Annotated in this window: 27 protein-coding genes and 1 pseudogene; 9 read left to right on the plus strand and 19 right to left on the minus strand. The window is 35.8% G+C overall.

Going from position 1 to position 26,104, the window contains the following annotated elements; genetic code table 11:
- The 14 genes and pseudogenes from CQA43_RS08200 to CQA43_RS08265 form a co-directional block, all read right to left on the minus strand.
- Positions 1 to 181: zinc ribbon domain-containing protein (locus tag CQA43_RS08200; protein ID WP_181881668.1), on the minus strand; the 181-nt coding region annotated here is incomplete at its 3' end.
- A gap of 27 nt (positions 182 to 208) precedes the next feature.
- Positions 209 to 496: a BspA family leucine-rich repeat surface protein gene (locus CQA43_RS09790; protein WP_115552116.1), complete on the minus strand. Its 288-nt coding sequence runs from the start codon at positions 494 to 496 to the stop codon at positions 209 to 211.
- On the minus strand, positions 477 to 761 hold the full coding sequence (locus CQA43_RS09795; protein WP_115552117.1) for a BspA family leucine-rich repeat surface protein: 285 nt from the start codon (positions 759 to 761) through the stop codon (positions 477 to 479). Before CQA43_RS09795 ends, CQA43_RS09790 begins: the two co-directional genes overlap by 20 nt.
- A gap of 15 nt (positions 762 to 776) precedes the next feature.
- Positions 777 to 3,860, minus strand: coding sequence for a type I restriction endonuclease subunit R (locus CQA43_RS08215; RefSeq protein WP_115552118.1), 3,084 nt, complete (start codon positions 3,858 to 3,860; stop codon positions 777 to 779).
- Positions 3,861 to 3,888: 28 nt separating this feature from the next.
- Positions 3,889 to 6,747 (minus strand): STAND family AAA ATPase, encoded by a 2,859-nt coding sequence (locus tag CQA43_RS08220; protein WP_115552119.1) that lies wholly within the window; start codon positions 6,745 to 6,747, stop codon positions 3,889 to 3,891.
- 2 nt (positions 6,748 to 6,749) lie between these two features.
- Positions 6,750 to 8,060: a restriction endonuclease subunit S gene (locus CQA43_RS08225; RefSeq protein WP_115552120.1), complete on the minus strand. Its 1,311-nt coding sequence runs from the start codon at positions 8,058 to 8,060 to the stop codon at positions 6,750 to 6,752.
- 50 nt (positions 8,061 to 8,110) lie between these two features.
- Positions 8,111 to 8,379, minus strand: a pseudogene (locus CQA43_RS08230) (type II toxin-antitoxin system RelE/ParE family toxin).
- On the minus strand, positions 8,369 to 8,590 hold the full coding sequence (locus tag CQA43_RS08235) for a hypothetical protein (protein WP_034327661.1): 222 nt from the start codon (positions 8,588 to 8,590) through the stop codon (positions 8,369 to 8,371). The pseudogene CQA43_RS08230 and the gene CQA43_RS08235 overlap by 11 nt, the downstream one beginning before the upstream one ends.
- A gap of 88 nt (positions 8,591 to 8,678) precedes the next feature.
- The gene (locus tag CQA43_RS08240) at positions 8,679 to 8,870 is read right to left on the minus strand and encodes a hypothetical protein (protein WP_115552121.1); all 192 of its coding nucleotides are present in this window, start codon (positions 8,868 to 8,870) and stop codon (positions 8,679 to 8,681) included.
- Between the two features lie 145 nt (positions 8,871 to 9,015).
- Positions 9,016 to 9,252, minus strand: a complete 237-nt coding sequence (locus CQA43_RS08245) for a DUF2442 domain-containing protein (RefSeq protein WP_115552122.1) — start codon at positions 9,250 to 9,252, stop codon at positions 9,016 to 9,018.
- Positions 9,233 to 9,463, minus strand: a complete 231-nt coding sequence (locus tag CQA43_RS08250) for a DUF4160 domain-containing protein (RefSeq protein ID WP_115552123.1) — start codon at positions 9,461 to 9,463, stop codon at positions 9,233 to 9,235. The genes CQA43_RS08245 and CQA43_RS08250 overlap by 20 nt, the downstream gene beginning before the upstream one ends.
- A 180-nt stretch (positions 9,464 to 9,643) precedes the next feature.
- On the minus strand, positions 9,644 to 11,125 hold the full coding sequence (locus CQA43_RS08255) for a type I restriction-modification system subunit M (protein WP_115552124.1): 1,482 nt from the start codon (positions 11,123 to 11,125) through the stop codon (positions 9,644 to 9,646).
- Positions 11,126 to 11,348: 223 nt separating this feature from the next.
- Positions 11,349 to 11,486, minus strand: a complete 138-nt coding sequence (locus tag CQA43_RS08260; RefSeq protein WP_245944288.1) for an EVE domain-containing protein — start codon at positions 11,484 to 11,486, stop codon at positions 11,349 to 11,351.
- Between the two features lie 12 nt (positions 11,487 to 11,498).
- Positions 11,499 to 13,592: a DUF262 and DUF1524 domain-containing protein gene (locus CQA43_RS08265; RefSeq protein ID WP_115552125.1), complete on the minus strand. Its 2,094-nt coding sequence runs from the start codon at positions 13,590 to 13,592 to the stop codon at positions 11,499 to 11,501.
- A gap of 155 nt (positions 13,593 to 13,747) precedes the next feature.
- On the opposite strand from CQA43_RS08265, the gene CQA43_RS08270 reads away from it, so the two are divergent.
- Positions 13,748 to 13,987 carry a DUF3781 domain-containing protein gene (locus tag CQA43_RS08270; RefSeq protein WP_115552126.1) on the plus strand — a complete coding sequence of 80 codons (240 nt, stop codon included), beginning with the start codon at positions 13,748 to 13,750 and terminating at the stop codon, positions 13,985 to 13,987.
- Here the strand turns inward: CQA43_RS08270 and CQA43_RS08275 are convergent.
- Together CQA43_RS08275 and CQA43_RS08280 are read right to left on the minus strand one after the other, a co-directional pair.
- Positions 13,984 to 14,502: a ClbS/DfsB family four-helix bundle protein gene (locus tag CQA43_RS08275; protein WP_115552127.1), complete on the minus strand. Its 519-nt coding sequence runs from the start codon at positions 14,500 to 14,502 to the stop codon at positions 13,984 to 13,986. The two genes, CQA43_RS08270 and CQA43_RS08275, sit on opposite strands and share 4 nt — an antisense overlap.
- 59 nt (positions 14,503 to 14,561) lie before the next feature.
- Entirely contained in the window at positions 14,562 to 15,419 is an 858-nt protein-coding gene (locus CQA43_RS08280) for an aminoglycoside 6-adenylyltransferase (RefSeq protein WP_115552128.1), read from the minus strand.
- A gap of 201 nt (positions 15,420 to 15,620) precedes the next feature.
- Here CQA43_RS08280 and CQA43_RS08285 point away from each other — a divergent pair, with 201 nt between their 5' ends.
- Together CQA43_RS08285 and CQA43_RS08290 are read left to right on the plus strand one after the other, a co-directional pair.
- Positions 15,621 to 16,607: a permease gene (locus CQA43_RS08285; protein ID WP_115552129.1), complete on the plus strand. Its 987-nt coding sequence runs from the start codon at positions 15,621 to 15,623 to the stop codon at positions 16,605 to 16,607.
- A gap of 11 nt (positions 16,608 to 16,618) precedes the next feature.
- A complete protein-coding gene (locus CQA43_RS08290; RefSeq protein WP_115552130.1) occupies positions 16,619 to 16,921 on the plus strand; it encodes an ArsR/SmtB family transcription factor in 303 nt (100 codons plus the stop codon).
- Here the strand turns inward: CQA43_RS08290 and CQA43_RS08295 are convergent.
- Both CQA43_RS08295 and CQA43_RS08300 read right to left on the minus strand, forming a co-directional pair.
- A complete protein-coding gene (locus tag CQA43_RS08295) occupies positions 16,898 to 17,170 on the minus strand; it encodes a zinc ribbon domain-containing protein (RefSeq protein WP_220271603.1) in 273 nt (90 codons plus the stop codon). The two genes, CQA43_RS08290 and CQA43_RS08295, sit on opposite strands and share 24 nt — an antisense overlap.
- A gap of 4 nt (positions 17,171 to 17,174) precedes the next feature.
- Positions 17,175 to 19,850, minus strand: a complete 2,676-nt coding sequence (locus CQA43_RS08300; RefSeq protein WP_181881669.1) for a phosphoenolpyruvate carboxylase — start codon at positions 19,848 to 19,850, stop codon at positions 17,175 to 17,177.
- A gap of 203 nt (positions 19,851 to 20,053) precedes the next feature.
- On the opposite strand from CQA43_RS08300, the gene CQA43_RS08305 reads away from it, so the two are divergent.
- From CQA43_RS08305 to CQA43_RS08330, 6 genes are all read left to right on the plus strand, one after another.
- Positions 20,054 to 21,244 (plus strand): aspartate aminotransferase family protein, encoded by a 1,191-nt coding sequence (locus tag CQA43_RS08305; protein WP_115552131.1) that lies wholly within the window; start codon positions 20,054 to 20,056, stop codon positions 21,242 to 21,244.
- 279 nt (positions 21,245 to 21,523) lie between these two features.
- On the plus strand, positions 21,524 to 22,615 hold the full coding sequence (locus tag CQA43_RS08310; protein ID WP_115552132.1) for an NAD(P)-dependent alcohol dehydrogenase: 1,092 nt from the start codon (positions 21,524 to 21,526) through the stop codon (positions 22,613 to 22,615).
- Positions 22,616 to 22,811: 196 nt separating this feature from the next.
- Positions 22,812 to 23,246, plus strand: coding sequence for a flagellar basal body rod protein FlgB (flgB, locus tag CQA43_RS08315; RefSeq protein WP_115552133.1), 435 nt, complete (start codon positions 22,812 to 22,814; stop codon positions 23,244 to 23,246).
- Between the two features lie 10 nt (positions 23,247 to 23,256).
- Positions 23,257 to 23,757: a flagellar basal body rod protein FlgC gene (gene flgC, locus CQA43_RS08320; RefSeq protein WP_115552134.1), complete on the plus strand. Its 501-nt coding sequence runs from the start codon at positions 23,257 to 23,259 to the stop codon at positions 23,755 to 23,757.
- Between the two features lie 10 nt (positions 23,758 to 23,767).
- Complete coding sequence (fliE, locus tag CQA43_RS08325) at positions 23,768 to 24,085, plus strand: flagellar hook-basal body complex protein FliE (RefSeq protein WP_115552135.1); 318 nt, start codon at positions 23,768 to 23,770, stop codon at positions 24,083 to 24,085.
- Between the two features lie 12 nt (positions 24,086 to 24,097).
- Entirely contained in the window at positions 24,098 to 25,855 is a 1,758-nt protein-coding gene (locus CQA43_RS08330; protein WP_115552136.1) for a peptidoglycan D,D-transpeptidase FtsI family protein, read from the plus strand.
- 27 nt (positions 25,856 to 25,882) lie between these two features.
- On the opposite strand, the gene CQA43_RS08335 is transcribed toward CQA43_RS08330, so the two are convergent.
- The gene (locus tag CQA43_RS08335; protein ID WP_115552137.1) at positions 25,883 to 26,095 is read right to left on the minus strand and encodes a hypothetical protein; all 213 of its coding nucleotides are present in this window, start codon (positions 26,093 to 26,095) and stop codon (positions 25,883 to 25,885) included.
- Between the last annotated feature and the right edge of the window lie 9 nt (positions 26,096 to 26,104).

The raw sequence follows: 26,104 nt of genomic DNA on the forward strand, positions 1-26,104 counted from the left end.
CTTGTGCGCCATATAGCGAACACATTTCTATATACTCTTGCATTGAGACTTTATGGATAAATTCACCTCTTTCATAACAATACTTGCAATAATCAACACTCGCGCTTCCGTCCTTTTCTAAGCCCATTTGTTCTTTGGAAGTAAGGGGCATACCGCAGCTTTGGCAGATTGTATTTTGCATTAAGAATCCTTCTTTTTACTTTAGAATCTATTCTTTATACCATTTTGGCGGATTGTTTTGCAATGGAGAACTTCCAAATATATCACGCATATCCAAAACGTTCTTGACGTTCCAACTATCCAAAGACTGATTGAATGATTTTGCCCCATAAAACATCTCTTTCATATATTTCACGCTGCTTGTATTCCACTTATCCAAAGGTTGATTGAAAGATTCTGCTACAGCAAACATACTATGCATATCTTTTACTTTGGATACGTCCCAAGCATTTATATTTTGATTAAATCTCTTTGCCTTAGCGAACATATATTCCATAATATTTTACCTTACAAGTATCCCATGATTCTATCCCGCTGAAATCTTGCCTTGTGCTTCCTTCAAAAAGTTTTGCCATATCAGTAATGGCAGAAGTATCAATTTCTCCTAGATTAATACTTTCATCTTGGACAAAAGCCTTTAATTCCTCTCTAGTCTTTGGAAAATATTTGTGTTGAGAATCTGCGTAACTACTAGATAAATTAAAGACCATTATTGCCAATAATGCAAAGCCTACTTTTTTCTTTGTCCCCATTTTATACATTTTATTCTCCTTACTTCACACAAGATTACCTGCCACAAGTTCGGCTTGAGCTATGATTCTATCTGTTGCGAGTTTTTGCATATCCGGTGGATAGCCATATTTTTGCAGCACTCTTTTGACTGCTACACGCAGCTTTGCTCGCACACTTTCTTTATGCTGCCAATCTAAGCTAACATTTTGCTTGAGAGTTTGAAAAATCGCTATGGCAAGTTCTTTTAGCTCATTTTTACTCATCACTTCTTTTGCACTTTCATTTTTGGCAATCGCTTCATAAAAGGCATACTCATAGTCTTTTAATCCCATTTCCTGCCTCTGCATATCACTCGCAACGAGTTCTTTGCTTAGGGCAATCAGCTCCTCTATGGCTTCTGCTACACTAAGGAGGTTGTTTTGATATTTTTGCATTGTCTTTTGCAGTCGCTCTATCAAGCTTTTTGCAGAAAGTGCAGAGCTAAGACGCGCACTTAGTTCATCATTTAAAAGCTTTTGCAAAGTCTGCAAGGCAAGGTTTTTGTGTTTATGGGAGGCAAGCTCGCTTAAAAATTCCTCTGAAAGGATAGAGAGGTTTGGCTTTGCAATCCCTGCGCTATCTAAAAGTTTCACTACCCCCTCACTCACAATCGCGTCATTAATAATTTGCCTAATTGCGCTTTGTGGCACAAGAGATTTTTGCTCCTCCTCTCTTTCGTATTTTTGCAAAGTCCTTTTGATGAGGTCAAAAAACGCCACATCTTTTGCGATTTTCTCCGCTTCCTCGCAAGGCAGAGCCATTGCATAGGATTTTAAAAGCCTTGTTGTATTATCCAAAAATCGCTTTTTGCCATTTTCTTGGGCTAGGATACATTCTAAAACTTGGGCGATAAACGCAAGCTTTTCTTGTGTGTTAAGCGTAAAATACTGCAAATAGTTGATTCCTTGTAGCATTTGCGCGGTGATTTCATAGTTTTCTTGCATTTTTTCTATAATTTTTGTCTTTTCTTGTATAAACGCGCCCTTGCCTCCGCTTTGAGTGTAAAATTCTAGTGCATTTTTTAGTTCATTGGCAATTCCTAAATAATCCACCACTAGCCCCGCCGGTTTGTCTTTATACACGAGATTTACCCTCGCTATGGCTTGCATAAGGTTATGTCCGCTTAGGAATTTATCCATATAAAGCGTATGTAGGGGTGGCACATCAAAGCCTGTGAGCCACATATCGCACACAATAACCATTTGTAGCTCATCATCAATGCTTTTAAGCCTTTTAGCGATTTCGCTTCTTTGCGCCTTGCTCGTGTGGTGTTTGCTTATTTTTTCTCCATCATCGCTCTTTGCGGTGATAATCACTTTGATTTTACCCTTTGTGGAATCCTCATTATGCCACGAGGGATTTAAATGCACGATTTGCTCATATAAAGACACTGCGATTTCTCGGCTCATACAAACAATCATCGCCTTGCCTTGCAAAATCTTCTGTCGCTGTGTAAAATGCTCTAAAATATCCTTTGCGATAGTTTGTAGTCTATCCTTTGCCCCGACAATCTCGCATAATCTTGTGGCTTTGGCGTTGATTTTCTCTTGCTCCTCACTTTTGCTTAGTTTAGAATCTAGCGCGCTTAAAATCTCTTGTCCCTCTGCGCTTAAAGCAATTTTAGCTAACCTGCTTTCATAATAAATTGGCAAAGTCGCCTTATCCTCTACCGCTCTTGCAATATCATAAATATCAATGTATTCTCCAAAAACGCGCCTTGTGTCCGCGTCTGCCTTTTCTATCGGCGTGCCGCTAAAGCCTAGATAAGTGGCATTTGGTAGCGCGTCTCGCAAATATTTTGCATAGCCATAGCGGAGTTGCGCCTCCTCATCAAGTCGCGCTTCAAAGCCATATTGGCTTCTGTGGGCTTCATCACATAGCACGAGGATATTTTCTCTTTTACTTAAGCATTCAAAGCTTTCTTTTTCGCTTCTAAATTTTTGAATCGTGCTAAAGACAATGCCTCCACTTGCCCTTTTAAGCTTTGCTTTTAAGTCCTGTGTGCTCGTTGCGAGTATCGGCTCTGTGCGTAAAAGCTCCTTTGCTCTAGCAAAAGTGCCAAAAAGCTGCTCGTCAAGGTCGTTTCTATCGGTGATGAGTAAAAGCGTGGGGTTGGCAAAGCTTATAATCGCCTTTGCACTAAAAAACACCATTGTGAGACTTTTGCCACTCCCTTGCGTGTGCCAGAGCACCCCGCCTCTTTTGTCTCCATTCATTGCGCTTCTAGCAGATTCTATTGCCTTTTGCACCGCATAGTATTGATGATAAGCAGCGATTTTTTTGTTGATTTGTGTCGTGGATAAGCCTGCTTTATCATAAAAAGTCTCTTTTTCAAAGAGGATAAAAAAGCGCGTAAATTCCAAAAGATTGTGAGGCTTTAATACATCAGGTATTTGGGGCATTTGCGTATCGGTTTTATCCTCGTCTTTCCACACCATAAAGCGTGTGAAGTCCGCACTCAAGCTCCCCACCTTGCTATTTAGCCCATCACTTACCATACATAGCGCATTGGAGATAAAAAGCATAGGAATCTGCGCCTTGTAAGTTTGAATCTGATGATAGGCGTTTTGCAAGGTAGCATTTGGATTTAGGGGATTTTTAAGCTCACACACCACTAAGGGTAAGCCATTGATAAAGAGCACAACATCAGGGCGTTTGGGCATTTTAGATTCAAAATAGAGTTGATTAGCGCACAAAAAGTGATTGTTTTGCGGGTTTTCAAAATCTAGCACTTGCAAGAGAATGCCTCGCATTTCACCATCAAGTAGCACTTCAAGCGGGATACCCTGCGTAAGATAAGCGTGGCATTTCGCATTTGCTTCTAAAAGCTCCTCATTTTCAAGGGCTTTAAGTCTAGCCAATGCCTCGCTTATAAGCTGCTCTTGGATTTTATAACTTAGGTTAAGATTGCAAGGTTTGGAATCCGCAAAGTTAATCCTCCGCACCGCCTCTTTAAATGTGCCCTCAAGTATCCACTCCTCGCTTTTGCGCTCTAATTCCTTGCCGCTTTTGTAGTCATATCCTGCGTTTTCTAAATGTTGCAGGAGCAAGGATTCTATGGTCGCTTCGTTGAGGGTATCAGTTTGCATATTATGTCCTTAATTGCAAAATCTTAACTTATTTTTTATCCTTTGATTTTGCAATTAGTATTTGATTTTGTCTTGATAAACTAATTTTTAAATTTTGGCATACCGATTGTTTTAAGTTGTATTTTACATCAAATTTATATAAGTGTTCAAGAACAAAAATTCTCAATAATTCTTTCGCAACAGAATTATTATCTTTATCAAACTCTTCATATTTCTTAATAAGTTTGTCCTTATGCAAACCATTAGAAAACTCTAATTTGACAGCATTCTTAATAATTGAATTAGCATTATTATCATCTAAGTTATTTATTTCATCAAATAAATATTCTGATGAAATGCTAGTAGAAATTTTCTTTGTAAATCCAAAGCACATCATAACAACAAAATTAAAGATTATTCGCTTAGCGTTTTGTTCTCTTGTATAATTTTGACCATTATCTGTTTTTTTATTTAATTCATCTATTTCTTTTATTAAAGAATCTTGATATTCATTAATTTGTTGAATAAAAAAATTTAGGTTACTCAAACCTAAATTAATTACCTCATTTAGAAGCGTCATTTTTTCATTTTTTGGGAGAGAACCGTAATAATTTTTTGCAATTTGACCTATTATTTCCATTAATTTCATTGATAGATTCGTTTTGCCAAAAATATCTAAATCAATAACTTCTTCATCGTATCGCACTATTTCTTGATTGTCTTTTATGCTTGGTATTTTATTATCAATTTCATCTTTATATTCTAACTCTTTTTTTCTATATTCTTCTGGTTTAGTATCTTCTTTAATGGCTATCTCTAAATCTTTATCAATAAGTTTATTAATATTTTCTAGCTCTTTTGTTGAAAAGTTGATTGCTGAAATTCCTTGAAAAAGATTTTTAGCCTTATTAAGTATTTGCTCTATAATAGATTCTGCTCTAGCTTTAGAATGATGAATAAAAAAGATAATAATATTGGCAAATTCAATCCTATATAGTCTCTCAATAATCATATTAATCTGATTTTGTATTTCTTCAGTTTTACTTCGCTTTTCTGAATTATCTGACAAATATTTGGCTACATAAAAATAATAAATATAATTTTGCCCAAATGAATACACTTCGCAAATATTCTTAATCAACCTAGCTTTAATTAACTTCTCATACACTTCTTGAAAATTTCTTTTATGGTATTCTTTGCAGTATTTTTCGTGGATATTTTCAAGCTCAAACTTATCAATTTCTCTTACCCCTCTAATAAAAAATTCGTAAGCTATAAACGATAAATATGTATGATAAAAATCTAATTCTTCAGGCTTAATACCTGCCCCACCCATTGCCTCATTAATAAGGTAATTATAAAATTCTGCATAAGCACTTCCGCTTAAATTATGACTTGTGCCAGATTCAATTTGTTGTAACAAAACAACAATATAAAGAGGGTAAGTAGGTATAAATTTTGTCCCTATTAGAGTATCTATTACTTTGGTAATTTTATCTTTTTTGTCAAATAATTCATTATCGCTTATGGTTTCTTTTACTCCAATGTTAAGCCATTTTTCTATTATAGTATCTCTTAGTTTATAGCCATATTCTTTAATTTTATAAAGTTTAAAATTATCCAACTCATCTTTTATTTCTCTTTTTGTCAAAATTTCCATTTCTACTGAATCATCGGAGAATATTAAAATATTTTCAAAATGATTAGATAACATTTTAAAGAAAGGAGGCTTGTATTCTCTTTTTTTAATACCTAAATCCTCTAAATCATCAATAAGTAAAACAATAGAATCTTTTTTATTTTTAATTAGAGTATTGAGTTCATTATATTCCCCATACTGATTTTTAAAATATTTAATTAATAAATTTTCAAATTTATCATATTCGCCTGTTTTAATATCTTTAGCGTTGATACAAATTGGAATTAAACCATTTTCATTAAACTTTATTTGATACATTCTAAGCAAAGCAGTTTTACCTGATACTTCCTCGCCAAATATGATACACTTTTTATAATCTCCAAGTGTTAAAATTCTTTCTGAACTTATAACAGAAACTTTATCATCATTAATATCTTGTAAATTCTGCAAATCCTGATAGCAAAAAATATCACTTAATGTAAGTTCGTTTTTGTTTGGGTGCGTTAGCTTGATTCCTATATCATTAATGCTTTTAAAATAATTACTACCTAATTTAAAATCAGTTATAACACTGCTTGAATTATAGGCATTAGTGCTTTCCAAAATAAAATTAAAATTGAGATTAGAAAAACTAGAATCAAGATTTTGTAGATTTTCTAACAAATCTTTTTCCTCAACTAACTCTCCATTATTTGCATAAGCAACAAAAATATTTTTGGGTTTGCCTCCTTGTTTATGCTCAAAAGCCCAAAAATATCCATATTCAGTAATTAATAGGTAATGGTTGCCTATTGGATTCACTGATTTTATTCTTTCTCTAATTTTTTCTTTTGGTATATCGGGATTACAAATCAATCCATTTTTTTGGAGTGCGCTCAAAAATTCTTTTGGAGTATAAAAAATATAATGTTTAGATTTGTTTTCATCGGCTTGTATTTTTTCTTTTAACCCTTTAGCATCTTTTCCGAGTTCTGATAGAGCAATTAACCAAACCTCATTATAGTTTTCTATATCTCTAATTCCGACAATGTTTTTAATTACATCAGCTTGGATTCTATTGTTCTCTTGGTAAGCCTTACATTCTACATAGATTTGTTTTGATAAATTTGCATTTGCTTTGCACAACAAATCAAGCTCCATTCCTGTTTTTCTAACTTCTGTTTCAACACTATAATCAAGTCTTTCTAAAAACTCCTTTGCTATTTTTTCAAGCAAATCCCCACGATTTTTTTGATTTTTGTCATTCTTGTTGATACACACCTGAATCATTTTCACACCTCCATTTCACCGCTTAAGAGTTTCGGTAGCATTATATCACGCAGAGATTCTAGATTTTGAATCTGCTTAGAATTATTGTAGATTTTATCAAAAAATCCTTTAGCTTGAATCTGAAAATTATGAAATGTTGCTTTATCGGGTAAAAGCAAAGTATATCTTTTTATTTTCTCTACATTAAGATTTTGTTGCGCTGAACCCGAAGCCAATAAATTTAAATTCTCTCTTTCATTTTTTAAAAAGCAAAAAACAAATTCTTTGCTACACTTTGTCTCATCTATTATTAATCCACAAGCCGCTTGATTAAACGCAGAATCTTGAGTTAAAATTCCAAGTCTCCCAACGGTGGGTGCTGCATATATTGCTATGATAATAGTATCCTTAGGAAAAAGTTTTGCCGATGAATTTTCAAGTCCATCTTCTGTAATTGTTTGAATACTATCAAATAGAAAATTATCGTCAAGCTCCTTTGTAGAATACCAATTAATTTTGCCAGAATAATATTCCTTTATTCTTGTAGATGGCGTTCCTCCTGAAGCTATTTTTAGGCAAATATCATTTAAAGTTACTTCCTCCCACGCGTTGCGTTTAGGATTGTCTATAAAGGTATGGCGGAAGAGAGTGAGGCTTAAGGATTCTAAAGTTTTGTTTTGGCGATGGAGCAAATCTATCTTATCGTCCAAACTACTTAGAATCTCCGCGATTTTATGCTGTGTCTCAAGTGGCGGTAAAGGGATTGTGAGGTTAGATAAATCTTTAATGGGTAATTGAGGTTGTGCCGAACCAGATACAAAATTATCAATGTATTTTTTACTATTCAGCATTGCATACAACAAAAAAGTAGAATTTACTTCCATAATATCAGGTCGTAGTATAACCATACCCGAATTTATGCGTATATTTTTATAGTCAATATTTTCTCTATAAAGTGCTATATTACCGATTGTTCCTCTTGTTGTTAAAACAATATCATCAATTTGCAATTTTCCTTTCCTAAGGATTTCATCTTTTTCTTTATTTATAAATTGACATTCTGTAAAATCAAATTTTGCATTAAGAACATTTTTTGTGCTTAAGAATAGGCAATAACCATTATCAAAAAGTTCATTTTGTTTGGGGTAATTTTTACCTCTATCACCATCTATAATTTGAAGTGGTGCTTCCCCCAACTTCACCCTTTGCCATTGCTCTTTATGGAGGGATTCAAAGAAAGCAGAATGAAATGGCGCGGTTGCAGTCGTGTGTTCTTTGTGGTTGTGAGTTGTTGCGCCCATTGTTGCATTTTTGGTTGGAATGTTTTTATTCATTGTTTGCCTTTGTGAGATTCTATGCTTTGCTTATACTTTGAGAGATTGACTTAAAACACTTCACTATGAGAGCCAACATTAATTGCCTTTAGAATGAGTAAATCTTCTATTTTGTCATATATCAAAACTAAATTTGGTTTAATATGACATTCCCTTAAGCCTTTTAAACTGCCTTTTAATTTGTGGTCTTTGTATTTTGGCTCTAAAGTTTCATCATTTGCAAGGCGGTTTAAGAGATTTTCAACAAGGCTTAATCCTCTTTGTTAAGTTTTTTTACTGCGTTTTTATATTGTTTTGAATAAGCGATTTTATATTTCATTCAAAATATCTTTGTGCATTTTTTTAGCATTTGAATAGGTTTTTAATTTGCCTTGTTTGTAGAGTTTATCCATTTCCTCACTCTCTTTTTCCATTTGGGCAATAGCTTCTGCTCTTGATTTTTGTGTTCTTATCTTTGCCTTAATTCCCTTAGCCAACCCCTTAAAAGCTGGCAAAAACTCTTCTTTGACATTTTCAATGATAAGTGTCATTGTGTATCCTTTGGCTTGAAGTTTTTTAATTATAGCAAATTTTATAATCTTTATTTTATTTCACTTGCATTAAGTTTTTCCTTTTTTGCTAAATCCTCAATGCCAATAAAAGAGTGCCACTAAGTAGTCGCTTCTCTACTTCTTGCGCACTTTTATAATCCTCCAAATCCTCTAAATAATTTGCCAATGCCTTTGTGATAATCGCTTCTATTGGCTGTTTCGTATTCTCTTGTGCGAGATGAAGCAAGTTTTGTGCTTCTTTGGATAAGGTGATATTCATTATTTTTCCTTTGCTTCCTTTATTTATCTTCTAGGCATTATAGCAGATTGCGATGAAACTTTTACATAAGATTCTTTGTTCGTTGAGATTTCAGAATGATAAAAGGAGGTTCAAAGTGGCATCTGATTTTTGAAATTACGCAATCTTAAGCACTTTTTATATGAAATTGAAGCATAGATTCTATGCTCAAATGATAGTCCAAACTCGCCCATTCTATGCCTGTTTTATCACAAATAAATTCATAGGCATTAAGCTCCTCAAGGTTTGCTTTTTGCAGTGGTGCATACCATTTAAGCGGTGTGAGGATAATGCGCCCATCTTCAAGCTCTACACTCAAATATTCTCCTTGCACACAGACTTTTTTACCCTTTAAAGTAGTCATTCCAGCTCCTTATAAATTCTAATTTGTGCTCTTTGATAACTTCTAAGACAAATTTTAAATCTTTTGGCTTGAAAGTGTTTTTTAAAACACTCAAAGTCTCTAAATCTACCTTTGCAAAGCACTCATCTTTTAAAATATGGATATGCTTCGGCTCGTGCTCATTAGCATAAAAGAAAAATTTAAATCCCCTAAGCGTCAATAAAGTTGGCATTATGGAATCCCTTTGTGATTATAGCATTCTTTCAAAATAATTATACTATAATCCTTGCAATTCAGAGAGCTTACCGCGATGAATCGTGGGTGCTTGTTGGCTTAGCTGATGAGAGGTTACTCTGAATTTTGTATTTTTATGCTTTTTGCGATTCTTATCACTCTATAATCTTCTACTCTTTCATTTTTCTATCAACGCAAGGTTGGCTAGAATCCTTTTATTTAACGCCTCTTCCTCTTGCATTTGAGATTGCAACTTCTCTTTTAAGTGTGTAAATTCTGTCTCAAAGTCAAAATCTTCCTCACTTTCTTCTAAGCCTACAAATCTACCCGGTGTCAAAGTGTAGCCGAGTGCGGCGACTTCTTGTAGGGAAGCGGATTTGCAAAAGCCCTTGATGTCTTCGTAGTCTTTTGCCGCTCTCCAATTATGGTAGGTTTGGCTGATTTTTTGTATTTCATCGCTTGTTAGAATACGATTTTTGCGATTAATCAACTCGCCACAATTTCTTGCGTCTATAAAAAGGATTTCTTTATTTGTCTTGGAGCGGCGCATAAACCACAGACAAGCGGGGATTTGCGTGTTTAAGAAAAGCTTAGCGGGGAGATTGACAATACAATCAATGAGATTAGATTCTATCAAGTTTTTGCGTATCTCGCCCTCTGTCGCTGTGTTGCTTGTGAGGCTGCCTTTGGCAAGGACAAATCCTGCCACGCCTTTAGGGGCAAGATGATAGAGGAAGTGTTGAATCCACGCATAGTTTGCGTTTGTAGTAGGGGGAGTGCCAAACTTCCAACGTCCATCAAGCTTTAAGAGTTCGCCACTATAATCCGAATCGTTAAAAGGCGGGTTGGCGATGACAAAATCCGCTTTTAAGTCCTTATGCGCGTCATTTAAGAAGCTACCCTCGCTATTCCATTTAACTTGTGAGGAGTCAATTTGTCTTATGGCAAGATTCATCTTCGCTAGTCGCCAAGTCGTTTGGTTGCTCTCTTGTCCATAAATAGAAATATCATCAATGCTGCCTTGATGGCTTTGCACGAAAAGTTCGCTTTGCACAAACATTCCCCCACTGCCACAACAGGGGTCAAATACGCGTCCTTTGTAAGGCTCTAGCATTGCAATAAGAAGCTCTACAACGCTTTTTGGTGTGTAAAACTGCCCGCCCTTTTTGCCCTCACTTAGCGCAAACTCACCTAAGAAATATTCAAAAATATGCCCTAAAATATCGCTACTTTGGGTGGAATCTCCTTGCAAAGAGAGATTAGAGAGCAAGTCAATCAACCCACCTAAACAAATAGAATCTAGATTTTCTTTGGCATAGACTTTAGGTAAAACGCCTTTAAGGCTTGGGTTTTCTTGCTCTATGGTTTGCATTGCATTATCTAAAAGGCTGCCGATATTGCTTTGTTTGGCGTTTTCCATAATGTAGCCCCACCGCGCCTTTGTCGGCACGAAAAACGCATTGTAGGCAAGGTATTCGTCTTTATCCTCCGTATCTCCGCCCTCATTTTGCACTCTTTCAAAAGTAGCTTGAAAGCTATCGGAGATGTATTTTAAGAAAACTAAGCCCAAAACGATATGCTTATACTCGGCGGCGTCAATGTTTTTGCGGAGTTTATCGGCGGATTTAAAAAGTGTTTGCGCTAAGGTTTGGTGCGTCATAAGAGTCTCTTTGTTGTGGGATTTTTTGGTAATATTTTACCAATTTTTTTGGCACAATTTTACCTTAAATAGAATGCACTCTCCAATAAAAAGGCTCAACTCTCCTTAAGGATTAATCATTTTTGCTTTTGTAATAGCAACCGCAACTTTGGCAGATTGTATTTTGCATTAAGAATCCTGTGTCATATACTCTGCGAGGAAGTTAAAAAACTCTTTGGAGACTTCAAAATGCCCAAAACGCAGTTTGCTTGCGTAAGCTTTCCATTCTGGGTGCGGCTTTGCCGTGGCAGAGTTGGCAAAATCCCCCTGCTTGTCCTATTTGAATATGATTTTTTGATGCTATGCCGATGAAGTAGCGCATTGGAGTCCTTATTTAATCATTTTGTTGCTTTTCTAACGCTTGTCTAATCAATCCTAAACAATAAGGCAATTTTTCCATACCATCTAAAATGACTTCCACTTTTCCATTACCCCAAATTCCTATATTTGTAACATCTCTTGCTAATTCTTTGGGGTCATTTAATTCATCAAGGTAGATATTAATGCTTAACTTTAAGCGATTTTGCTGTGGGATAATATCCACAAAATTAGTATCAAACTTATAAGCAATGTATTGTTTTAAAATTTCTTCTTCTACATTTTCATCAAGTGCCAAAATTTCTTTTCTTAAAATCTCAAATAATTCTTTACTCTTACCGCTTTGCAAATGCTTATGATTGTCCAAAGTAAAAGTATGTTGTTCTTTTTTGGGTTTATAATTTTCTAAATTTTCTTTATCAATTTTGGGATATGCCCAAATTTTTAAAGCATCTTTAGCCAATTCTTTCACTCTTTGCTTAATGCTTGTTTCATTCCAAGACTCTATATTTTTTAAGCCATTATTCAATCTTAAAGGACTTTCTTTAAAACCACCTTTCATACTTTGTTTTTCTCTAAAAGACTTATTAGAATATTCGGAGTTATAGCCTGTAAATGTGAGGTTACCTAAAGTATGCAAATATTTTTCGTGGATTTCTCGCCAATTTTCACCTAATTCGTTTTGCCACTCTATGCTATTATCAATATTTTGTGGCATAATGTGTTCAATGGTGTATTCATTAATGCTTGTTTTTTCTTTTCTATCAAAATTTTCTAGTTTGTCAAGTAAATAGATTTTCTTTTTGTTGTGATAGATGTCTTTTTCGCTAAGTGCTTCATTAAAACTTTTATCATTCGGAAAAACTGCATTGCCTTTTTGGAGATTAAAATATGCCTTAACGCCCTCAAGGTATCGTTCTTTTGTGATATTTTTCATAAAAGATGCAAAAACTTTATTCAAGGCATTCGTAGGGATTCCACAAACTGCCCTTCTTAATATATAGCTTTCTATTAGTTTTAAGATTTCTAAAAAATCATTCTTGCTTAAAACATTTTCCTTATAATCTCTATAAAGCTCAAGCAAAAATGGATACGCTACTTCACAATCTAATGCTTTAAGGTTTTCAAATATTGCAAAAAGTTCTTTATCCCCCTCTTTTTTAAAAGCCATAGCACAATAAAAATGTGCATATCTTTGCAAATCAACCAATAAATCCTGCGTATTGATATTTTTATTTTGCTTATATTCCTTGAAAGATTCGTAAATCTTATCTAAGTTTGGAATTTTGCCCTCATTTTTTATGGTAAGATAATGCCTTACAAAATAATCAAAACTTTGTTTTTCTTGTTTGTCTTTATTAAAATTTTCCCCAAATTCAATCTCCATAATGCGCCAATATTTTTCATAAAATCCATTTTGTTTCTCTGGGGGTAAATCCATTAAAACATAGTTGCGTATTAAGTCTGCTTGCGATAAATCTTTGCCTGTGGAATTCATACTTTCAAAAATTAGCTGTGGGTCGTCTTTGCCTCGCTCTAGCGATACATCAATAATTAAAAGCTTGTTAATGCCTTTGCAAATAGTTTCTAGTTTCTCTTTGTTTTGTTCCAATTTCTTTTTGAAAAATTCAAAATTATCTTTGATTTTATTTGAAATTTGTGCAGGTTGTGCTTTATCTTTATCTATCAATGAAATAAGCGTGTCTTTATCGTTTTGTGTGAGGATAAGCTTGTATTTTTCTTCATTTTTACCATATTGATTAATGAGATAATAATCTCTAATTTCAGCTTGTGAAAATCCTCCAATCTCATCATTTGTAATTTCTCTTAAAGCCTCTAAAAGCAGTGTTAAAGTAGTTAATCTCTGCTGCCCATCTATGACTAAAAGTTTATTAATTGAGCTTTGATGATAAATATCATCTTTGATATACACAATAGAGCCTATAAAATGAGCCTTTATTTTCTCATTTGTGCTAATTTTTTCAATATCTTGCCATAATTTCTCACAATGTTCTTTGTCCCAACTATAAGTTCTCTGATATGGAGGAATAATAAATTGTGTTTTTTGAACATTTAAGAATGTCAAAAATTCTACAGCTTCTGCTTTCATTCCCTCTCCTTTTAATGATTATTTCCAAACCCATATTTTATCAAAAAAAACAAAATTGCAAGGCAATGAATAGAATATTGAATGAAGAATAAGCACAAAATCTTTGATTATTATCAATAGGTTATAATTTGCAAGGCAGTTATTGGAGGTATGAGATGAAATCTTTGGTTGAAAATATTGATAAACTTCACACCACGCAAAGAGGAGTAGCGCGGATAAAGAGGAATTTAGAACTTAAAAGCGATGATATTCTCTCTTGGTGCAAAAAGCAGATTCTAAGTAAGGACGCTACTTTGGAAAAAAGAGGCAAAAACCTTTATGTGCATTTGCCTCATTGTAAGCTAACAATCCATTCCACAAGCTATACAATCATTACGGCTTATAAGAAAAACTAAGCCTTTTTTAAGCTCCTCACACGCTTTTTTATACATTTACTTGCCCAATCATAATGGCTTGAAGTCGCACTCACACAATAGCTCCCAAGGCTTGTGTTGCCGCACCATTTATAATACTTTTTGATAAAAAGCTCCTGTGGCGGGAGGCTCTCTATCAGCTCCATACATTCTATGTGGCTTTTTTCTAACATTGCCTTTGCGTTCTCTAATGGCGTGCTTTGGTGCTTTTGCCAAATCTCCCTATTCATCGCGGGATAGGTTTTGAAATTATAAGGCGCAGGGAGAAAAGGCACAAAATCACTCGTCCTCTCAAGGTTTGTGCGCACAAAGCGAAGCAAAAGTATCTGCCATTCATACAAATGCACCAGCACATCGCGCAAAGTCTTGTCGCGCTCATTATATTCAAAGGGTGTGCTTTGTTGTTCAAGCGGGATTTGCTCTATCAACGCAAGCAGAGATTCATAATTTTTCTGACTTAAGGCAAGCAAATCGCTTTTGTTGGTAGGGCGTGGCATAGGTGTCCTTTGAACAAATCTCAAGGCATTATAAGATTCTAAGTTTGATTTATACTATTTTATGTTTTTAGAATCGTCACATATTGCTTTGCTTCTTTTGCATAAGGCAGAGTGTGCAAATCTTTAAAATGCACTTTTATAAGCTCCCGCGCATTTTTGGCAAAGAATTTCTCCATTGTTTTAAGCGTTTTTCGCGCTTGTTTTAAATCCCCTAGTTTATAGCATTTATAGAGACTTTTGCGCTCTTTAGGCTCTAAAAAATGGGGTAAAAACTTATATTCCTTGCCTAGAGAAAAAGCAAAATTATTTTGTCTTAATGCCACACGCCAAGAAAGCAAAATCAAAAGCCCCTCTCTCATCATCGCTAAATGTGCGTTTGCAAGGAGCACTTCGCCTCTTAAAATGTCCTTGTGTATGCAAACATAGCGCCAATAAAATTCATTGCAACAGTCCAAAAAGCTCTGTTTGGTTAGAGGCTTGATAAAAAACGCACTATCGCTTGGCTCATTGATAGGCATAAATTGATTATCTTTATCAAGCAAAACGCGCATTAGCCGCTCATTGTCCTTATACCATTCTATGTCCGCAAGGGGAATAAGGCTCAAATCTATGCGCACCCCATCATCAAAAAGCACTAAAAAGCTAAACCAACCCTCCCTTAAATCAGGCGGGTAAAGCTCCATAGCTTCAGGCTTTTGGAGCATTAAAATATTGCCAAAGATTTTAAGCCATTCCTCATCATTTTTAAAGGATTCTAAGTTTTTAGCGTTTAAGAAAAAAGAAATATCATAATCGCAAAATTTATCTTGCTTGATGTTGGGATTTGCCCTTGAACCCTCTAATGTAACCGCGCGGATAGAATCTGTGCGTTTGACAAAATCTAAAATAAGGGCGAAAATTTCTTTTTGCGTGCGCATTGTGGATTCTCCTTTTTAAAGGCTTAAATTTTGCTTTGCATTTTACTATAATAATTTGATGATTTAAAGGTGCAAGCTGCTTTGAAGTTTCTTACCCCATTTCGCACTAGAAATACTTAATAATAATCTGTTCAGTGTTTATTAAGATTTATATATTATAATATCAACATATATCAATATTATAATAAGGTAGTATTTTTTATGGAAAGTCAATTACTAGAATTTTTCAAATTTTTTGCCATTTATTTCGTTGAGTTATCACTCTTTTTTGTTGTCGTATCTGTTTTGATTGCTTTTTTAAACAATAGATACAAGAGCAGCTTTGAAAAGCATTTAGGCAAAGATTCTTATCTTAGTTATATAAAAGCTATTCTTTTGGGCTCTCTTACACCATTTTGTTCTTGTTCTACTATTCCCTTACTTCGTGCATTGCTTAAAACAAATGTAGTTTTTGGTGTATGTATCGCCTATTTGCTTACCTCTCCGCTTGTTAATCCTATAATTGTGGGAATGTTGTTTATGGCTTTTGGACTGAAAATCACATTGATTTATCTAGCTTTTTTGTTTGTTGCTATTTTTATTTTATCCACTATGATACAAAAACTTGATACTCAAAAATTTCTACAAGAAAATTTTAAAAGCACGAATCATAATGACCACTTTAAAGCTAAGAAACCTATTGATTTCACATCTTTTTCTATTTCTGTCCTGCAAAAATCTAGCTCTTGTTGTGATACTCAAATGAATAAGAATATGTCTTGTTGCACAAAATCTAAAAATAAAGATTCTATAAAAAATTTATTTTTTCAAAGTTTAAAAGACTATAAAAAACTTATTCCATATATTGCCATAGGTATGGGTATAGGAGCTTTTATACATGGTTTTATGCCACAGGATTTTTTACAAAATTATCTTGGTGGGTTTGGGATTTTAAATGTGATTTTTGCTGCATTTATTGGCATTTTGCTTTATGTTAGGGTGGAGGCAATTATACCTATTGGTGTCGCATTACTTGGAGTTGGCGTCAATGAGGGTGTAATAATGAGTTTTTTAATCGCTGGCGCTGGTTGCTCTCTGCCTGAACTCATATTATTAAAAAGCATATTTAAGTTAAATTTTTTAGCATTGTTTGTTGGGTTGGTTTTATGTATTGCCATAGGATTTGGTATGATTATTTATTTTTTATAGTGAGGCATAAGATGAATAAGGTTGATAGTTTTTTAAACATTGTGGGTGCGCTCAATGATGAGACGAGAATATTAATTTTGAATTTTTTATCTGCAAATGGTGAGACTTGCGTATGTGATTTGCAAAATATGTTAGATATGAAGCAATCACGCTTATCAAGGCATTTGAAAATATTAAAAGATTCAGGCTTTTTATATGTAAATCGTAAAGGTGCTTGGGCGTATTATGGGATAAATAATCATTTAACCCCCTTTCATCAACAAGCTTTGCAAGCCATAGAAGAGCTTGATTTAAGATGTTTGCCACCTTTTTAGTGTGGGGAATAATTTAGTGCAGTGTGCTTTGAATTGCTCATTGCTCATTCCCGCTTGTGCGCCATATAGCGAACACATTTCTATATACTCTTGCATTGAGACTTTATGGATAAATTCACCTCTTTCATAACAATACTTGCAATAATCAACACTCGCGCTTCCGTCCTTTTCTAAGCCCATTTGCTCCTTTGAAGTGATAGGCATACCGCAGCTTTGGCAGATTGTATTTTGCATTAGATTACTCGCCATCCTTTCACCCTGTATTTCTCACACCTTGTGCAATCCCGACAATCGTCGTTACAATCTGTCTAGCAATCCGCTCCCTTTGTTCATCATAATGTGCATTTTTATAAACTTTCATCAAATGCAACTGAAAAAAACTAAGGCTTGTCAAAAAAGGCTTGCGCAATAAAATAGATTCTTGAATCAACTTCTCGCTCGCAAGCAGAGATTCCTCTTTGCGGACATACAGTAGCCAATCCAACGTGCGATGATATTCACTCTCTATCATTTGCCAGATTTTTTTGCGCAATTCCACATCTTCTACGAAATCATTATAATGCTTTGCAATCTCCAAATCCACTTTCAAAAAAGCTTGAGAAATATTGTCAATTGTAGTTTTAAAAAACAAATTTTCCCTATAACAGCTCCTAAAGATTTCCTTTTGTCCATACTTTTTAAACGCTTCTTCCAATCCGCTTCCCAAACCATACCACGCGGGGATAATTGCGCGATTCTGTGTCCAAGCAAAAACCCAAGGAATTGCACGCAAATCCTCCACATTTTGCGTCTCTTTGCGCTTAGAAGGACGTGAGCCAATATTCAACTGCGCGATAAAATCAATCGGTGTCGCAGATTTGAAATACTCAATAAACCCCTCTGTCTCATACACAAGCTTTCTGTAAGCCTTATAAGATTCCGTGCTAATGGTTTGCATTATAGTATCAAATTCTGAATCACTCACATTACAATTTGTCCCAAATCTATCATAAACTGATTTTTTCAGCAAAGTTGCCAATGCGCTTGAAAAGCTAGATTCTGCCTTTTTGGGATTAAGATATTTGTAGCTAATCACCTCGCCCTGCTCGGTTGTTTTCAAGAATCCCGCCACACTACTAGGTAGCGAAGAGAGCAAGGCGTCCTCTAGCGCACCTCCTCCACGACTTACACTTCCTCCACGCCCGTGAAAAAGCCTAAACTTCACATCTAATTCTTTCTCTAGCACGATGAGATTCCCAATCGCCTTGCGCAAGGAATAATTGCTTGCAAAGATTCCGCCATCTTTACTAGAATCCGAATAACCAATCATAATTTCCTGACGATTCTTGCGGGATTGCAAATACTCAGCATAATGTGGGTTTGCACAAAGTTCGCGCAAAATCTTAGGCGCAGATTCCAAATCCCCAATTGTTTCAAACAAAGGCGAAATGGAAATACGCGTCTTTTTGCCCTTGCACCACAATCCGCTTTGTTTGGCAAACCACAGCACACAAAGCAAATCATTTGCGCTTTGACACATTGAAACAATACAAGAATCAATAATGTTATCACTGATTCTATCTTTTGCCCATTTAAAATTTATAAAACTAAGCAAAGTTTCTTGTGTTTGCTCGCTAAATTTTCCATAAAATTGATTCAAATCTACCAAAGGCGCGCTAAGAGCTGCGTTTAAAACCTTTGTCTGCTCACTTGTTGGCAAAAGCAACAAATCACCTTGCACATAACCCAAAGTCGCGAAAATCTCTGCAAGAGCAAGCCAAAACACCTCACGATGCTGGCGAAAATCTAGTCGCATTAAATGGAATCCCGCAAGCAAGACAAGATTTCTTAACTCTTTCAAATAAGTGCTGCTACGCTCATCTAGCGATTCCATCATCATTTCAATGTCTTTGATAAACTCTTTGGAATTTTCATAAATATAGAGTTTATTTTGCTTCAAAGCACTTTGAGGGAGGTTGAGCATAAGGATTCTGTTTTGGAGCTTTTGGTGCATACAAACAAGTTTTGCACGAAATGGCTCTTGTGAAAAAAGCTTTTTTGTTGTCTCGTCTAAATGCTCTTTTTCTTGCTCTAAACTTTCTAATAATGTATTACTAGGATTAACATATTCGCACGCAATAGAAAGCTCTCTTCTTAGCCTATCTATCCATTTTAAGTATTGATGAATTATTGTTTGGTGCTGACGCTTCATCACTTCAATCATCACACGATTCGTTACATAAGGATTCCCATCTCTATCCCCGCCAATCCAACTTCCAAGCAAAAGGGGAGATTTTTTAAGCATAGAATCTTTCGCATTCTCTCCAAGTATTTTTAGTGCGTCTTGTATTTCTTGCAAAACACGCGCACCACTTTGCAAAATAGAGCTTTCCATAAAATAAAGTAGATTGTCTAGCTCAAATAAGACTTCTATTTTCTCACTACGCACGATATGACTATGCCAAAGCAGATTGAGGCGATATTTCAAATGCTCCTTTGCACCCATCTGCCCAAACTCAAACCACGCACGCAAATCATCATACATTTCGTGGTAGCTTTCTAAAAATGTTCTGCGCAGAGATTCTGTGGGGTGTGCGGTAAAAACAGGATAAAACTGAATCTTTTTAAAAACCTCCTTAATGTCCTCCGCATCGTATTTTTGCGCTCTTAATTCCTCAATAGCGACAAGGATTTGCCCTCTACTTTGTCGCAAGCTCAACTGATAACGTTCATCAATAATGTTTAAAAGCAAGTGATAAAGTGTAAAGGCTTTGATGAGATTAGAAATCTCCTGCGAACTAAGCTCTTGTAGCAGATTGGATTCTGCTTTAAATAAAAAGCTTGGATTGTCTTTTAGTGCGATAAAAGTAGGTTTAATATTTGGCGCAACCTCATCTAATAATTCACTCAAGATTGAAAAAGCAAATTCTATTTCCTTTGTTTTTGCCATTAGGATTCCTTCTTGCATTTTGCTACGACTTAAAGTCGATGGAATTATAACGCGTTTTAAGAATTAACTTGTGTTTATTTTACTTATTTCTTAAAAGATTTACAATTCATTGCACTAAAGAATAAGAATTGTAGATTGCTTTGCAAACTTTTTAAGTTTTATTATTTTAAAATTCTCAAAATTTCCAAAATTTAAGGCTAACAATGGGACAACAAGATTTAAAACAAATGGATTTAGACTTTGTCTTGCATACTTATGCACGCAATGATGTGCATTTTGTAAAAGGAAGTGGGGCAAGACTTTATGATTCAAAAGGTAAAGAATACATTGACTTTGGTTCTGGAATCGCGGTGTGCAGCGTAGGACACGGCAATGCGCGTTTGACAAAAGCAATCTACAAACAAGCAAAAAACCTAATCCACACTTCCAATCTTTACTTGATTGAGCCACAAGCGCGTCTTGCCAAAAAGATTGTTGAGCTTAGTGGCTATGATATGCGCGTATTTTTCGCAAACTCTGGTGCAGAAGCAAATGAGGGTGCGCTGAAGATTGCGAGAAAATTTGGTGAAGAAAATGGAGAATTGAAAAGGTATCAAATCATCACTTTAGATTCCTCTTTCCACGGACGCACGATTAGCACCTTAAAAGCAACCGCGCAAAACAAAATGCACCAATATTTTGGACCTTTTCCCGATGGATTTGTGTATGCTAAAGACTTAAACGATGTTCCAAATAAAATCAGCAATGTAACTTGTGCCGTACTTTTAGAACTCGTGCAAGGCGAAGGTGGAATCACGCCTTTTGACAAGGCAGAAGTGCAAAAACTCGCCAAGATTCTCAAAGAAAAAAATGTGCTCTTAATGGTAGATGAGGTGCAAACAGGCATTTATCGCAGCGGCGAACTCTTTGCTTCACAAGTCTATGGAATCACGCCTGATGTGATTACGACTGCCAAAGGATTAGCAGGCGGTGTGCCTATTGGCGCAGTAATGACAAGCCTTAAAGATATTTTTGCACCAAGCGACCACGGAAGCACTTTTGGTGGAAATTTTTTATCTACAAGTGCGGCATTGGAGGTGTTAGAGATTCTATTTGAACACAAGCAAAGTGGGGAGCTAGACAAAACGATTACATACTTTACACAAAAACTCCAAGATTTGCAAAAACATTATGCAGAAATTTTTACGCAAGAAGTGGGCTTAGGGCTTATGCGCGGACTTAGGGTAAGAGATTTGGAAACCTTGACAAAATTCTTAAATGCTACTTTTGAAGCAGGAGTTTTGGTGCTTAAAAGCGGTAAAAACACCGCGCGATTCTTGCCAAGCCTTACGATTACACGAGAAGAAATAGACGAGGGATTTTTGCGCATAGAATCCTGTATTGCACATTTGTAAAAAACCTACAGAATCGCAAAGATTCTACTTATGCACTTGCGATTTTCTCTGTGATTCTTTTCTTGCTCTTGCGGCTTCCTGTGCGTGCGACGATTTTTATCCTTATGGCGATTCTCTGTGTGTGCTTTACTTAATTGTATTTATTCCCCGCAAAGGCGAAGTAAAATTTCATAAAATCCTTACCAACTCTTGACAGACACTAAGTCTCATATCTTATAATTCCATATTAAGTTTTAGAATTTCATCTACAACTTAACTTTGAAATACAAGGAGAGAATAATGCTATTAAAAGAAAATTTGACACAAGCAAGCACAGGACAGAGAATCACTGCCAAAGGCTACGCAGTCGCACATAAAAGTGATACTTTTAAGCCCTTTAGTTTTTCGCGCCACGCTTTGGGAGAAACTGACATTTTGATTGAGATTCTATATGCTGGAATCTGCCACAGCGATATTCATAGTGCGCGTGAGGAATGGCATAAGGGAATTTTTCCAATGGTGCCCGGACACGAGATTGCGGGTAAAGTCGTGGCAGTAGGAAGCAAGGTAAGCAAATTTAAAGTTGGCGATTACGCAGGGGTAGGTTGTATGGTTAATTCTTGCGGTGAGTGTGAGGCGTGCAAAAGAAGCCAAGAGCAGTTTTGCGAAAATGGTAAATGCGTCTTTACTTATGATTGCCACGATTGCTTCCACGATAACGAGCCAACTTATGGCGGATATTCAAATAATATTGTAGTGAGCGAAAAATTTGCAGTCAATGTCCCACAAGATGCGCCGTTAGAAAAAGTTGCTCCCTTGCTTTGCGCGGGAATCACCACCTATTCGCCGATTAAATTTAGCAATGTCAAGGCGGGCGATAAAGTCGCTGTGGCTGGATTTGGTGGGCTTGGTGTAATGGCACTCAAATACGCAATCAAAATGGGTGCGGAAGTGAGCGTGTTTGCGCGTAATAAAAATAAAGAAAAAGAGGCATTAGAGCTTGGTGCAAAGGCACTTTATACTGATACAAAGGGTGTGAGCGAACGATTTGATTTTATCATTTCTACGATTCCAACCGCGTATGATGTGAATGCCTATGCAGAGTTGTTGAAATTTGGCGGAGAAATGGCTATTGTAGGCTTACCACCTGCAGATGAGAAGCTTGGTATTGATTTAACGAGACTTGTATTTGCTGCGGGTAAAAAAGTCTATGGCTCACTCATTGGCGGAATGAAAGAGACACAAGAAATGCTTGATTTTTCTTTAAAACATAGAATCTATCCCGAGACAGAGGTTATTTCTGTGGAGCAAATCAATGAGGCGTATGAGAATCTCACGAGTGGCAAGGCAAAATTCCGCTATGTGATTGATATGAAAAGTTTAAAAGAATAAACAAGTCGTTGGAATTCCTTGTCGCCAAATTTTCATTGTGCGGATTCCACATTTTCGCAATTCCTCATTGCCGGGTAAGTTTAAGTTTGCTTGGCAATGATTCCTAGTAAATAACATTAACATATAGAATCACTCATCATTATTTTGGAACAAAACTTGCTTACTCTTTAACAAATTCAATATTCAAGGATTTGCTATGAGTATTTTCAGTTATAGCCCAGCGCGTGCGCTTGCGCAAGAAGCTCTTGACCATAGAGCTGTGCGCAGGGATATGATTGCTAGCAATATTGCCAATGTCTCTACTCCAATGTATCGCCCAAAAGATGTGAATTTTGAACAAATGATGGCACAAAAAGCAGACGAGATTTTTAATCGCAACCGCAAATTAGAACTTGATGTAGCCATTACAAACAAAAATCATTTGCTTCCTATTGAGGATATGAGCCTAAAGCGTCCCACAATGTTTTATCGTGATGGACATCTTTCTCGCAATGATGGCAATAGTGTGGATTTGGATATTGAAACAAGTGAAATGGGCAAAAATGATATTATGTATCAAGCAATTATTGGTGCATTGCGCAAACAAGGTGGAATCTTCACCTATGCAATAGAATCTTCAAGAAATATATAAGGGGATTTAAATGTTTTTATCTAGTTTTGATATTAGCGGTTATGGGTTATCAGCACAGCGACAAAGAGTAAATTTAATTTCCAGCAACATTGCCAATGCAAATACCACGCGCACCGATGAGGGAGGACCTTATAGACGAAGAGATCTTATATTAAAAGCTTTTGATTTTGATAAAGTTTTGAATCAAAAGTATGAAAACAGCAATAATTTGCTAAAATATGAAGATCCATTAGATGAAATGGACGAATTTGATGAGCAAAGGAAGCCAAAACCTACGCTAATGAGTGTTTATGTTGATAAAATTGTCCGTGATGACACACAGCCAAAAATGAAATATGAACCTAATCACCCAGATGCAAACTCTGAAGGTTATGTTGCATATCCCAACATTAATGCAGTCGTGGAAATGGCAGACTTGATTGAGGCAACTAAAGCTTATCAAGCAAATGTTGCTGTGTTCCAAAGTGCTAAAAATATGGCAACCACAGCAATTTCAATGTTCCAAGCATAAAGGATTATAAATGGAAATTAACAAATACGGAGTGGATTTAGAAAAATTAAACTCTAAACTCCAAGATGTTCCAAATCTTGCACCAAACCACGATTTAAATCCTCCTTCTAAGAGCTTTGGTAATATGCTAAAAGAAGCGGTAGATGAAGTCAATGCCTACCAAAAAACAAATGAGCAAGTAATGGCAGATATGGCGACAGGGCAAATCAAAGACATCCACCAAGCCGCTATTGCAATCGGAAAAGCCGAAAATAGTATGAAATTAATGCTAGAGGTGCGCAATAAAGCCATTAGTGCCTATAAAGAACTTATTAGAACACAAATTTAATCTCTGCCTAAAATGAATGACGCGCAATCTAAAAAGGCAGGCAAGATATTACTTCTATTTCTTACAATAGGAATGGGATTCTGCATTTTTTTAGGGACAATCTTTTATCAAAATTTCGCCTCTCGCAAACTTCCAAACTTCCAAGCCAAACGCATTGAAAGCGCAATTAGAGGAAATATTTATAGTAGTGACGGATTCTTGCTTGCCTCTAGCAAAAAAGTCTATAAAGCAGTCGTCAATACTCACAACATTAATCCACAAAAAAAAGAACTATTCGTCAATCTTTTTAGCATTTATAGCAAGATACCAAAGAATCAAATTCTCTCCAAACTAGAGAAAAAAGGCAATGTAACACTTTCGTATGCCATTGATTCCAAAAGTGCAAGTTATCTCAAACAACTGAACTTAAAGCTGAATCAATTAGATGTTTTTCAGAGCTATGAAGACGAAAATGGACATATTTTTAAATATGGCTTATCCGTAGTAGAAAGCGGGGAATCTAGGGATTATCTCTATCAAGACACGATGGAGCCAATTCTAGGCTATATTAACAAGCAAAATGAGACGAATATTACACGCGTGCAAGGCGTTAAAGGTATTGAAAAAAGCTTTGATAATGAGCTAGAGCCGATGAGTGATTTGCTGATGATTGGGCAACGCGATATTGGTTTTAATGTAATTTTAAACAAACATTCCACTTTCAAAGAAAGAATGGACGGCTACGATGTTATTACCTCTATTCCATTAAAGTTGCAAAAAAAAATTGAACGACTTGCAGATGAAAATGCAGCGCAACTTGGAGCAAAAGAGATTCTAATTGGCATTATAGAAAGCAAAAGCGGAAAAATCCTAAGTCTTGCGAGTAGTGCGCGCTTTAATCCGAATCTCATCACAAAAAACGATTATTCTAAACTCAATGCGAATGCGATTGAATATTCCTATGAACCCGGAAGCATTATCAAACCCATTATTTATGCGATTTTACTAGATAAAAACCTTATTACTCCCAATGAAACCATTGATTTGGAAAATGGACGCTTTAGATTGCATAATTTTTATATTACAGACACCCATAGGTTAAAATCTGCAACAGCTGAAGAGGTTTTGCTCTATTCTAGCAATATCGGTATGGCAAAAATAGCCCAAAGACTTAGCCCACCAGAATACAATGCCGCCTTGCAAGCTTTTGGATTCGGAAATCCAAGTGGAATTGATTTGCCTTACGAGCGCGTGGGTGTAATTCCAGATATAAAGCGATTCCAAAGCGAAGTTTATCGTGCCACCGCTTCTTACGGCTATGGATTGCGCACGACCTTTATTCAAATGCTTAAAGCCTACAATATCATCACGAATTATGGAATCTCTTATAATCCTTATTTGGTGGAATATATCCAAGATTCCAAATCTATCCGCTATAAGCTCAAGCATCAAACCCCCATTAGAATCCTAAGCAACAAAACCGCCAAAGAAGTAAAAGATACTCTTATTAAAGTTGTCAATGAGGGAACAGGAAAAACTGCGCAAGTAAAAGGCATTACAATTGGTGGCAAAACAGGCACTGCGCATATCGCACAGGGTGGAAAATATGTGCGTAAATACAATAGTTCATTTTTTGGCTTTGCAAACGATGAAAAAGGGAGTGAATATACCATTGGCATTAGCGTGTTTGAACCCAATGAGACAGAAGCATATTTTGCCACACGCACGGCTGTACCGCTTTTTAAGGAAGTTGTAAATTTGCTAGTTAAAGAAAACTATCTGAAACCTTAATTCGGAAATCAGTCCAATGCGCTTATCTCACGATTCTAAGCCTTTTATCACAAATCTCTCATTCTCAAGCACGATAGAATAAGAATCACGCGTTTTTAAATCAATCAAAAAGCATTCGTCGCCATTTTCAAGTTCATACCGCTCGGCAGGATAAAGACTCAAGCGACGTTTCACCTCTTCCAAATCCTCACAAAGTGCGCTAAAACCAAACATCACCAACTTGTAAGCAAATTCTTCCATTGAAATTTC

The sequence above is a fragment of the Helicobacter ganmani genome, from assembly GCF_003364315.1.
Lineage (GTDB): Bacteria > Campylobacterota > Campylobacteria > Campylobacterales > Helicobacteraceae > Helicobacter_D > Helicobacter_D ganmani.